This is a genomic window from Nocardia sp. NPDC052001 (assembly GCF_040680615.1).
Classification (GTDB): Bacteria; Actinomycetota; Actinomycetes; order Mycobacteriales; family Mycobacteriaceae; genus Nocardia.
Genome location: NZ_JBFAXC010000005.1, coordinates 580,925 through 591,407, shown reverse-complemented (window position 1 = coordinate 591,407; position 10,483 = coordinate 580,925). Strand labels below are relative to the sequence as shown.

Genomic DNA, 10,483 nt, shown 5'->3' with positions numbered 1-10,483 from the left:
GCGGTGGTGCGGGAATCGGTGGGCGCGCGGTTGCCGGAGTACATGGTCCCCGCCGCGGTGGTGGTGTTGGACAGGCTGCCATTGACGGTGAACGGCAAGTTGGACAAGCGGTCTCTGCCCGCGCCTGACTTCGCGGGCAATGGGGATGGGTATCGAGCGCCGTCGACACCGACCGAGGTAGTGCTGTCCGCTATTTACGCCCACGTGCTCGGGTTGGAACGGGTGGGCGTGGATGACTCCTTCTTCGACATCGGCGGTAATTCACTGCTGGCGATGCGGGTCGTCGCCGAGATTCATGATGCGTTCGACGTCCGGGTCGCGGTGCGTACCTTATTCCAGGCGCCGAGTGTGCGCGCCTTGAAAGATCATCTCGGCGCCGACGTCGATTCGGAATTCTCGCACGTGGAGATATTGAGCGAAGGTGTGGGAACTCCGCTGTTCTGCATACATCCGGGAGGTGGTGTGAGTTGGCCTTACAGGCCGCTCGCCGATTATCTCGGCATTCCGATCATCGGAATATCGCAGGATCTCGACAAGGAGAGATCCGAAAGTGTCCGGGAAATGGCCGCGTACTATTTGGAGATCATCAGAAAGGCTCAGCCGGATGGTCCGTATCGCCTTTTGGGCTGGTCGTTCGGCGGCGGAGTCGCCCATGAGATCGCCGCACAGCTTACCCGGGCCGGCGAGAAAGTCTCCACCCTGGTCCTGGTCGACGCATTCCTTGCGATCAAGGATGCCGATTCGGAGGCGGATGGATATCTGGAGCGCCCGATCCTCGAGGATTATCTGAGGATCAACGGGCTGGATCCGTCGGGTATCGAGCCTCTCACGTACCAGGTGGTTCAGAGAATGGCGGATAGCGCATCGGATCTCAAAATGCCACTGCCACCTGAATCGATGCTCGGTCGCATCGCCGAAAACGTCGGGCACAACAGAAGGCTGCAAAACAGTCATAGTCCGGTGAAATTCGATGGCTCGGCAATCATACTCTCGGCTCTACTCGCCGAAAACAAGGAAGATCTGTCTGCATTGTGGCGGCCGTATATCCAAGGCGAGATCGTGGAGTACGGCGTCGAATGCACTCACGAGGAAATGCTGGATCCGGTGCCGATGGCGTCATACGCGTGGGTTCTGGAAGAAGTTTTCGGGAGGAAACAGGATGGCCATCAGTGATGTGAAGGAGTACGCGCACCTCACTCCCGAGGAGGTGGAGGCGTTGGGCGCGGAGTTCGACGCGATCCGCCGCGATATCACCTCGTCGCTGGGCGAACGGGACGCACAGTACATCCGCAGGGTGATCCGATTGCAGCGTGCGCTGGAGATCGGCGGTCGCACTGTACTTTTCGCGAGCACCTTCCGCCCGGCCTGGGTCGTGGGCACGACCATGCTCGGACTCGCGAAGATCATCGAGAACATGGAGATCGCGCACAATGTCATGCACGGCCAGTGGGATTGGATGAATGATCCCGAGATCCACTCCGCGGCATGGGAATGGGACAACACCGGACCTTCGGCACATTGGAAGCACACGCATAACTTTCTCCATCACAAGTACACGAACGTTCTCGGGATGGATGATGACATCGGCTACGGCGTGCTGCGGGTGACCCGCGATCAGAAGTGGAAGCCGTTCAATATCGGCAATCCGGTTTACAACCTGGTGTTGCAGTTGGGTTTTCAGTACGGTTTCGCGATTCAGCACCTGGAGTTGGGCAAGGTCGCCAAGGGGCGAGTGGACCGCGAAGTGTTCGCGCACAAGCGGCGTGAGGTGCTGGCCAAGATCGGCAAGCAGGTGGGTAAGGACTACGTGTTCTTTCCACTGCTGACGGGCCCCTCCTACTTCTCGACGTTGGTCGCGAACTTGGCTGCCAACATGATTCGCAATGTCTGGAGCAATATCGTGATCTTCTGCGGACATTTTCCGGACGGCGCGGAGAAGTTCACCAAGTCCGACGTCGACTCCGAGACCCGGGGCGAGTGGTACCTACGCCAAATGCTGGGCAGCGCAAACATTTCCGGCGGCCCGGTCATGCATTTCATGACGGGCAATCTGAGCCATCAGATCGAGCACCACCTGTTCCCGGACCTGCCGAGTAACCGGCTGGCCGAGGTGGCGGTGCGGGTGCGGGCGGTGTGCGACACGTACGACCTGCCTTACACCACGGGATCGCTGCCGGCGCAGTACTTCAAGTCGTGGCGGACCATCGCGAAACTGTCGTTGCCGAACAAGTACCTGCGGCGAACGGCCGACGATGCCCCGGAGACGGCCTCCGAGCGGATGTTCGGTGGCAATGCGGTGGCGACGATCGATCCGGCAACCGGCAGGCGCCGCGGCCTGCGCACTGCGCGCGCCGAGCAGCGGACCACCGGACGCGGTGTCGCAAGTGCAATTTCTCACCAGTAAGGAGCTTTTCGGATGGCAACGACGACAGCCGGCCAGAGCGGGCTACTGAACCAAATCGCCTGCATCGACACCATCGACTCGGACGTGCTGGAACATGTGCGACATGAGGCGCTCACGGTGCCGGCCAACTGGGTAGTGGAGTACGGCCGCTACCAATCCGGCGGATGGCGAACCCTATCGTTGTTCAACAGCAGCGGAGATCCGTGCGACGTCAGAATTGGCGACTGTGATCCGGTACCCACCACGCTGCTTCGGCAGATGCCGATCACCGAACGGTTTCTCGATTCACTGGGCCTCCGCTATATGTGGGTTCGCCTGGCGTGGTTGGAGCCGAATTCGTTTCTATGGGAGCACCGGGACTACGCCGAGCTGGAAGACGTCGAGCGACATCGGCTGCATCTGCCGTTGGTGACCAACTCCTCGGCGGCATTGGTGACCGGGGGCGCCCGAATCTGCCTGGACGCGGGCAGATTATGGCGGTTGACCCCGACGAATGTCCACGGCGCGTGCAACCTTTTGGGGCCGGGTCGGCTGCACATGATCATGGACTGCTACTCGGACGAAGCGCTCTCCCGGGTAACCGACAACGCGTATCTCGCGCCCGACGATGTGACATTCCTGCCGGAGGCCGACCCGGCCGAGCTGGAACAGCGTGTGGAGGAGGCCTGCAAACTGATCACGCTCGGGTACGACCGGGCAGGCGAACAGCATCTGCTGCGGATGTTCTACGAGCGCAGTGTGCCGGAGGGGCGGTTGTACGAGTTGATCGCCGCCGCCTACGAATCGGTCGGTCGTGACGTCGACGCACAGCGGTGGATCGATAGCAAGACCATCCTTCTCGGTGGCGAACGTGCGGAGGTGATGCAATGAGGAACCTCCTATTGGACGGCCTGGTGGTGCTCAACAGGCCTGAGCAATTCCAGCTGCTCGAGGATGCGATCGATGTATTCACGCCGAGCCCCTCGGTAACACGGCTGTTGGTGCGTGGATCGCTGGCCGCAGGCACGGCGGACCGGCTGTCCAATATCGACATCGTGGTTGGTGTTGTGGACGACGACTACGTCGCTTTCGTCTCAGTGCTGGACGCATTGATGATGGCGGAGTTGCACGCGATCATGCCCGGTTGGCGTGACACCGACGTCGGTGACCTGGGTGGGCTGGGTTACGTGTTTCTGGTGGCCTGCCAGGAGCGATTGCGACAGCTCGACATCTATGCGGTGCCGGAGAGCATTCTCGACCAGAACGTCGTTTCCGCACGCCCCGTGTTCACCAGGGCAGGCATCGATGTGTCACTGTCCAGCCGGGAGGCCATGGCCTTCGTCACGCGCACCGCCGCTGAGGCACGGACGTGCGGCGAGCTGCTGATCGAAATCATGGTGCAGGGATTCCTGATCCGCAAACGGATCATTCGTCGCCAGCGGTTTGCGGCCTACCACGAAACACATGTGTTCAATTCGGCGGTCAAGAATCTCGTCAAGGCCGCGCTTGCCCCCGATTCTCGTGATCGGGGCTGGCACAATCTGCACACCGAGATCGGATCGACCCCTATGGGGAAACGGTGCCTGGCAGATTTGGACGCCCTGGTCTCCGGTCCCGCCGTTCCGACGATCGAGTCACTGGACCGCGGCATCGGCGCCGCCATTGCCTTGGCCGAGCGGGCCGCTCCGGAAGCAGTTGAGAAACTGCGCAAGTCGATCGATGCCTACCTCGAGTACATGGAGCTGTTGAGGCCGCTGTGACCAGCCGAGGTCGAGATCTTCTCCAGTGCGGCGGAGGTCGTCATCTCCGAAGGTTCCCAACCTCGGAGTATTTGTACGGCAATGCTTTTCGAATTTCGATGAGGGAGATTTACGTGGGGATTGCGAGTGTCATTATTACTCTCGTCGGGTATGGCGTGTATTTGTCCAAGGCTGCCATCCTTGGACTGGCGATGATGGGCGCCGGCCAGCTGTAGGCTTCGGCGCCGCGAAACACGCTGTGGCCCAGCCCTTCGCGAGAAGGACTGGGCCACAGGGCGTTCGGGGGGCGCTAACCCCGGCGTACGCCCGGATCCACGTCGTCGTCGGTGAGCAGGGCGCTGCCCGCCACCCGATCCTGGGCCAGTGCGTCCAGGAACGCGCGGGCCCAGCGGTCCACATCGTGGGTCAGGACCTGGCGGCGCAGGGAGCGCATGCGACGGCGGCGGGTGTCGCGGTCGTCCTCGATGGCCGCCAGCAACGCCTCCTTGACGCTCTCCAGGTCGTGCGGGTTGCACAGGTAGGACTGGCGCAATTCCGCTGCCGCACCGGTGAATTCGCTGAGCACCAGGGCGCCGTTGAGGCCGCCCTGGCAGGCCACGTACTCCTTGGCCACCAGGTTCATGCCATCGCGCAGGGGGGTCACCACCATGACGTCGGCGGCCACGAAGAACGAGACGAGTTCCTCGCGCGGGATGGGGCGGTGCAGGTAGTGCACCACCGGATAGCCCACCCGGGCGTACTCGCCGTTGATACGGCCCACCTGGCGTTCGATATCGCCGCGCATCTGGATGTAGGAATCCACCCGTTCGCGGCTCGGTGTGGCCAGCTGCACCATCACCGTATCGGCGGGATCGATGCGGCCCTCGTGCAGCAGCTCCTCCAGGGCCGCGAGCCGGATATCGATGCCCTTGGTGTAGTCCAGGCGGTCGACGCCCAGCAGGATGGTTTTCGGATTACCAAGCTCCGCACGGATTTTCGACGCTCGTTCGCGCACATTGCGGCGGCGCGAATACTCGTCCAATTCCGTGGAGGTGATGGAGATCGGGAACGCTCCGACGCGCACGGTACGGAAACCCACCTGCACCACACCGAGTTTCGACCGCACGCCCACGTTGCCGCGTGAAGTCGGCTGTCCGGCAAGCCTTCTGGCCAGGTACAGGAAGTTCTGCGCACCACCCGGCAGATGGAAGCCGATCAGATCCGCGCCCAGCAGACCCTCGACAATCTCTGTGCGCCAAGGCATCTGCATGAACAACTCGACCGGCGGGAACGGAATGTGCAGGAAGAAGCCGATGGTCAGATCCGGGCGCAGCATGCGCAGCATCTTGGGCACCAGTTGCAACTGGTAGTCCTGCACCCAGACCGTCGCGCCCTCGGCGGCCACCTTCGCGGTGTACTCGGCGAAACGCCGGTTCACCTGCACATACGCCTGCCACCAATTCCGGTCGTAGACCGGGCGCACGATCACATCGTGGTACAGCGGCCACAGCGTGGCGTTGGAGAAACCCTCGTAGTAGTCGGCGACCTCATCGGAGGACAGCGGTACCGGATGCAGTTCCAGACCGTCTTCGACGATCGGATCGAGTTCCACATCGGGTACGCCGGCCCAGCCGACCCAGGCGCCCTTGTTGTTTCGCAGCACCGGCTCCAGAGCGGTCACCAGACCGCCGGGGCTGCGCTTCCAGCGGGTGGTGCCGTCCGGCAGTTTCTCGAGGTCGACCGGGAGCCGATTGGCGACGACGACGAAACCTGAACCGGCGCTATCCGGATTCACTTCTCATTCGCTCCGCGTAAGGGGACCGATGCCCAGCATCGACAGCAACATGCGGCATTCATCGGCGTCGGTGGCGTACGCGGCAACGACACGCTGTGCCTGACGGGCTGTTTCGTCGGCGAGTGGTTCCAGATCGTCGTCCGCGATGTCGTTTGCGCTGCTCTTCGCGGCCATAATCATGTCCTCTCGTGGAGTCTGCTCAGCTTGCGAGGCCCCCATCCTATCCGGAGCGCTGGGACGATCCCTGTCCTGCGTGTACAGCGAGCCCGAAACGCAATACGCATTACGGACGATTCACCTGCGGACCGTCCGGGCAGATCGCCCTGCCTTACGGTGGTGACAGGAACTGTTGCGCAATTTTGATGAAGGGGTCGTAGTAATGCCGTTGGCCACGGTGCACGGAATCTCGCTGAACTACCAGGTCAAGGGGTCCGGACCGCTGGTCGTCATGATCATGGGTACGGGTAGCGGCGGTCGCGTGTGGGAACTGCACCAGGTGCCCGCGCTGGTCGCGGCCGGTTACCGGGTGTGCACCTTCGACAATCGCGGCATCGCGCCGTCCTACGAGGCCGCCCAGGGCATGACCATCGACGAACTGGTGCGCGATACCGCCGGGCTCATCGAATTCCTCGGTGAGGGACCGGCATTGGTGGTCGGCACCTCCATGGGCGCGCGCGTCGCCCAGGAACTCGCCCTCGCCCGCCCCGACCTGGTGCGCAAGGCCGTCTTCATGGCCGGGCACGCCCGCCTGGACCAGCTGCAGAAGACCCTCTCGCTGGGCGAACACGAGCTCGACGCCTCCGGGGTGCGGCTGCCCGCCAAATACGAGGCCGCCATCACCGCCCTGATGAACCTGTCCCCGGCCACCCTCGCCGACACCCACGCCGCCCGGGACTGGCTCGACCTGTTCGAATTCACCGGCGGCCCGGCCACCCCCGGTGTGCGCGCCCAGCGCCGCATGGACCATGATTTCGACCGCACCGCCGCCTATCGGGGTATCACCGTGCCCTGTCTGTCGGTCGGCTTCGCGGACGATCGGATGATCCCGCCGTACCTGTCCCGCGAGGTCGCGGAGGCCATTCCGGGCGCCCGCTATCAGGAGATCCCGGACGCCGGGCACTTCGGCTACCTGGAACGACCCGAGGCCGTGAACAAGATCCTGCTGGAATTCTTCGCGGGCTGAAGGTAACCGCCCAGCCGTAACGCGACCCTTGCTAGGGTCGAATCAACGTCGGGGGCTCGTCCTTGCGCTGTGGTGCCAACCCAGTGCCAAGATGATCCGTCAACGTTCCTGTACAAGCGCCAGTATCCAGTGAGGTGAAATGAGCACCAATCCTTTCGACGACGAAGACGGCCGGTTCTTCGTCCTGGTCAACGATGAGGAACAGCACTCCCTGTGGCCGGCCTTCGCCGAGGTTCCGGCGGGGTGGCGGGTCGTGTTCGGTGAGGATTCGCGCGCCGCGTGCGTCGAATACGTCGAGAAGAACTGGACGGATATGCGTCCCAAGAGCCTGCGCGATGCCATGGCCGCCGATGATGCGGCACGTCAGGCGGCGCAGTCCTGACATCGAGCGGTTGACCCGGTACTGCACAGGAACGTCCTGAATGCGGCCTGTGGCGCCACAAGCGCCACGGTCGTATTCGGTGCAGCTCCATGAGGTATCGCTCAACCGGGTGACCGGCTTTTTCCGCGCAGCCGGCCCACCTGGTTATGATGGGCACCGCCTTCCGCCTCCTTAGCTCAGTGGTAGAGCACTCGCCTTGTAAGCGAAAGGTCGTCAGTTCAATCCTGACAGGGGGCTCTGTTCCGCCTCCCCGCGACTTCGGTCATGGGGAGGCGGCTTTTTTCGGCTCGCGATCGCTCCCAGGAAACTCCCAGGGTTGGTACAGCGAACTCGCGGGCGCGGGCAGCAGTATGAGGTCATGACAGGTGTGCCCGGGAACCGCGAAGCCGAAGCCAGAGTGCTGGTCGTCGACGATGAGCCGATGATCGTCGAGCTGCTGTCGGTGAGTCTGCGGTATCAGGGGTTCGAGGTGGCGAGCGCCGGGAGCGGCACCGAAGGGCTGGATCGGGCCCGGGTTTTCCGGCCGGACGCGCTCATCGTCGATGTGATGATGCCCGGTATGGATGGCTTCGGACTGCTGCGGCGGTTGCGGGCGGACGGGATCGACGCACCCGTGCTGTTCCTGACCGCGCGGGACGAGGTCGAGGACAAGATCACCGGATTGACCTTGGGCGCAGACGATTACGTGACCAAGCCGTTCAGCCTCGAGGAAGTGGTGGCGCGGCTGCGGGTCATCCTGCGGCGGGCCGGGCGGGCCGCGCCGGAGACCAAATCCTCGCGGTTGCGGTTCGCCGATATCGAACTCGACGATGACACGCACGAGGTGTGGAAGGCGGGGGATCCGGTGCCGTTGTCGCCCACCGAATTCACGCTGCTGCGGTATTTCATGGTCAATGCCGGAACCGTGCTGAGCAAGCCGCGGATTCTGGATCACGTGTGGCGCTACGACTTCGGCGGTGAGGTGGGCGTGGTGGAGACCTATGTGTCGTACCTGCGCAAGAAGGTCGACACCGGGCCGGATCGGCTCATCCACACCCTGCGCGGGGTCGGCTACGTCATGCGGGAGCCGCATCGCCGGTCGGCCGCGAAGTGAGCCCACGCGCCCGGTTGTCGGATCGGCTCGCCGCGATACCGCTGCGGACCACCCTCGCCCTGGCGCTGGTGTCGCTCGCCGGAATCGGCCTGCTGGTCTCCGGGATCGCGGTGACCACGCTCATGCGCAATGTGCTCATCGACCGCATCGACCGGCAATTGAGCGAGGCCGCGCACAGCTGGGCCTCGCCCGGTGCGAATCGGCCCGAAACGCTGCCCGCGCCGCCCGCGGGCCGCGAGCGCCCGGCCGATCTGCTCTATGTGCGCGTACAGGATTCGACCGGGAAGCTCACCCTGCACCTGGATGTCGGTACCGGACAGCCCGCGATACCGGACGGTCTGGGCAGGCATGCGGTCACCGTCGGCTCGGTCGGCGACTCGTCGGAGAAGTGGCGGGTGCTGCGCATCGTCAACCAGAACGGCACCAGCACGGTCGGGCTGCGAATGGATCAGACCCGCACCATTCTGGACCGGCTGATCCTGTTGCAGGCCGTGATCGGCGCGCTCGTCCTGGCCGCGCTCGCGTTCGTCGCGCGAGTGGTGGTGCGGCGCAGTCTGCGACCGCTCGAACAGGTCGAACAGACCGCCGCCGCCATCGCGGGCGGTGATCTGCATCAGCGAGTTCCGGTGCGCGGCAACGATACCGAGGTGGATCGGCTGTCGCGGTCGCTGAACACCATGCTCACCCAGATTCAGCAGGCGTTCGCCGCCACCGAGGCGTCGGAGGAGGCCGCGCTGCGCTCCGAGGCCAAGATGCGGCAGTTCGTCGCCGACGCCAGCCATGAACTGCGCACACCGCTGACCACCATCAAGGGGTTCTCGGAGCTGTATCGGCAGGGCGCGATCACCGAACCCGAAATGCTGATGGATCGCATCGAACGCGAATCCAAGCGGATGGGGTTGCTGGTCGAGGATCTGCTCATGCTGGCGCGACTGGACGCGCAGCGGCCGGTGGAACGGCGGCCGGTGGATCTGCTGACGCTGGCCAGCGATGCGGTGCACAATGCCCGTGCGCTGGCGGCGGTGCAGCGCGGGGACGGGCCCGCGCGGTCCATCGATCTGGAAATCCGTTCCGGCTCGGGCACATTGGAGATCGAGGGGGATGAGACCCGGTTGCGCCAGATCCTGGGCAACCTGCTCAACAACGCGCTCGTGCACACCCCGCCCGAGGCGGCGGTGACCGTACGGCTCACGCCCGGCGAGGACGATGTGCTGCTGGAGGTGGCCGATACCGGGCCGGGGCTCGCGCCGGAACAGGCCGAGCGGGTGTTCGAACGCTTCTATCGCACCGACAGCTCACGCAGCCGGGTCAGCGGCGGCACCGGATTGGGGCTCTCGATCGTGCAGGCACTGGTCACCGCGCACGGTGGCGAGGTGTCGGTGACCAGTGCGCAGGGTGCGGGGACGACCTTCAGCGTGCGACTGCCGCGAACCGGTCAGTCCGGGACATTGGCGCTGTAGCCCAGATCGCGCAGCGCCTGCTTGATCTTGGCCTGCGCCTCGTCCAGGGATTCCTTGCTCGGCTCCGGATCGGCGGCGGTGATATCGAAATCGCCCAGTTCGAACGCCGGGAACACGTGCAGGTGCAGATGCGGCACCTCCAGCCCGGCGATCAGCAGACCCGCGCGCGGGGCGTCCCACGCGGCCCGCACCGCCCGGCCGATCTTCTGCGCGACGCCCGTCATCCGCGACATGGTCTCCGGATCCAGGTCCTGCCACTGGTCGATCTCCTTGCGCGGCACCACCAGCGTGTGCCCCTGCGTCACCGGCGCGATGGTGAGGAAGGCGACGAATTCATCGTCCTCCCAGACGAATCGGCCCGGCAGCTGACCTTCGATGATCAATGAGAAAACAGAAGCCATGCCCGGCAGATTACGCGCGCCGGGTGACCGGCGCCCGCGCGCTCCAG

At 64.1% G+C, this 10,483-nt stretch carries 11 protein-coding genes and 1 tRNA gene; 9 read left to right on the top strand and 3 right to left on the bottom strand.

What is annotated here, in order from left to right:
- The 4 genes from AB0L82_RS26585 to AB0L82_RS26570 form a co-directional block, all read left to right on the top strand.
- Positions 1-1,173: thioesterase domain-containing protein (locus AB0L82_RS26585; RefSeq protein ID WP_364641760.1), on the top strand; the 1,173-nt coding region annotated here is incomplete at its 5' end.
- On the top strand, positions 1,160-2,404 hold the full coding sequence (locus tag AB0L82_RS26580; RefSeq protein WP_364641757.1) for a fatty acid desaturase: 1,245 nt from the start codon (positions 1,160-1,162) through the stop codon (positions 2,402-2,404). The genes AB0L82_RS26585 and AB0L82_RS26580, both read left to right, overlap by 14 nt.
- Before the next feature lie 12 nt (positions 2,405-2,416).
- Positions 2,417-3,274, top strand: coding sequence for an aspartyl/asparaginyl beta-hydroxylase domain-containing protein (locus AB0L82_RS26575; protein WP_364641754.1), 858 nt, complete (start codon positions 2,417-2,419; stop codon positions 3,272-3,274).
- On the top strand, positions 3,271-4,143 hold the full coding sequence (locus AB0L82_RS26570) for a hypothetical protein (protein WP_364641751.1): 873 nt from the start codon (positions 3,271-3,273) through the stop codon (positions 4,141-4,143). The genes AB0L82_RS26575 and AB0L82_RS26570 overlap by 4 nt, the downstream gene beginning before the upstream one ends.
- A 289-nt stretch (positions 4,144-4,432) precedes the next feature.
- Here the strand turns inward: AB0L82_RS26570 and AB0L82_RS26565 are convergent, their stop codons facing one another.
- Positions 4,433-5,917 (bottom strand): trehalose-6-phosphate synthase, encoded by a 1,485-nt coding sequence (locus AB0L82_RS26565; protein WP_364641748.1) that lies wholly within the window; start codon positions 5,915-5,917, stop codon positions 4,433-4,435.
- A 3-nt stretch (positions 5,918-5,920) separates the two neighbouring features.
- On the bottom strand, positions 5,921-6,091 hold the full coding sequence (locus AB0L82_RS26560) for a hypothetical protein (protein ID WP_364641745.1): 171 nt from the start codon (positions 6,089-6,091) through the stop codon (positions 5,921-5,923).
- 205 nt (positions 6,092-6,296) lie between these two features.
- Here AB0L82_RS26560 and AB0L82_RS26555 point away from each other — a divergent pair, with 205 nt between their 5' ends.
- The 5 genes from AB0L82_RS26555 (at position 6,297) to AB0L82_RS26535 (ending at position 10,035) form a co-directional block, all read left to right on the top strand.
- Entirely contained in the window at positions 6,297-7,100 is an 804-nt protein-coding gene (locus tag AB0L82_RS26555; RefSeq protein ID WP_364641742.1) for an alpha/beta hydrolase, read from the top strand.
- A gap of 139 nt (positions 7,101-7,239) precedes the next feature.
- Positions 7,240-7,482 (top strand): MbtH family protein, encoded by a 243-nt coding sequence (locus tag AB0L82_RS26550; RefSeq protein WP_019931522.1) that lies wholly within the window; start codon positions 7,240-7,242, stop codon positions 7,480-7,482.
- Positions 7,483-7,647: 165 nt separating this feature from the next.
- Positions 7,648-7,719: transfer RNA gene (locus tag AB0L82_RS26545), tRNA-Thr, on the top strand.
- 121 nt (positions 7,720-7,840) lie between these two features.
- Positions 7,841-8,575, top strand: a complete 735-nt coding sequence (locus tag AB0L82_RS26540; protein ID WP_364641739.1) for a response regulator transcription factor — start codon at positions 7,841-7,843, stop codon at positions 8,573-8,575.
- On the top strand, positions 8,572-10,035 hold the full coding sequence (locus tag AB0L82_RS26535) for an ATP-binding protein (protein ID WP_364641736.1): 1,464 nt from the start codon (positions 8,572-8,574) through the stop codon (positions 10,033-10,035). The genes AB0L82_RS26540 and AB0L82_RS26535 overlap by 4 nt, the downstream gene beginning before the upstream one ends.
- Here the strand turns inward: AB0L82_RS26535 and AB0L82_RS26530 are convergent.
- Complete coding sequence (locus AB0L82_RS26530; protein WP_364641733.1) at positions 10,011-10,436, bottom strand: HIT family protein; 426 nt, start codon at positions 10,434-10,436, stop codon at positions 10,011-10,013. The two genes, AB0L82_RS26535 and AB0L82_RS26530, sit on opposite strands and share 25 nt — an antisense overlap.
- Positions 10,437-10,483 lie beyond the last annotated feature (47 nt).

Coding starts and splice junctions, on each gene's coding strand:
- AB0L82_RS26575 (WP_364641754.1), top strand. CDS start 2,417: ATGGCAACGACGACAGCCGGCCAGAGCGGGCTACTGAACCAAATCGCC.
- AB0L82_RS26560 (WP_364641745.1), bottom strand. CDS start 6,091: ATGGCCGCGAAGAGCAGCGCAAACGACATCGCGGACGACGATCTGGAA.
- AB0L82_RS26555 (WP_364641742.1), top strand. CDS start 6,297: ATGCCGTTGGCCACGGTGCACGGAATCTCGCTGAACTACCAGGTCAAG.
- AB0L82_RS26580 (WP_364641757.1), top strand. CDS start 1,160: ATGGCCATCAGTGATGTGAAGGAGTACGCGCACCTCACTCCCGAGGAG.
- AB0L82_RS26570 (WP_364641751.1), top strand. CDS start 3,271: ATGAGGAACCTCCTATTGGACGGCCTGGTGGTGCTCAACAGGCCTGAG.
- AB0L82_RS26550 (WP_019931522.1), top strand. CDS start 7,240: ATGAGCACCAATCCTTTCGACGACGAAGACGGCCGGTTCTTCGTCCTG.
- AB0L82_RS26540 (WP_364641739.1), top strand. CDS start 7,841: ATGACAGGTGTGCCCGGGAACCGCGAAGCCGAAGCCAGAGTGCTGGTC.
- AB0L82_RS26530 (WP_364641733.1), bottom strand. CDS start 10,436: ATGGCTTCTGTTTTCTCATTGATCATCGAAGGTCAGCTGCCGGGCCGA.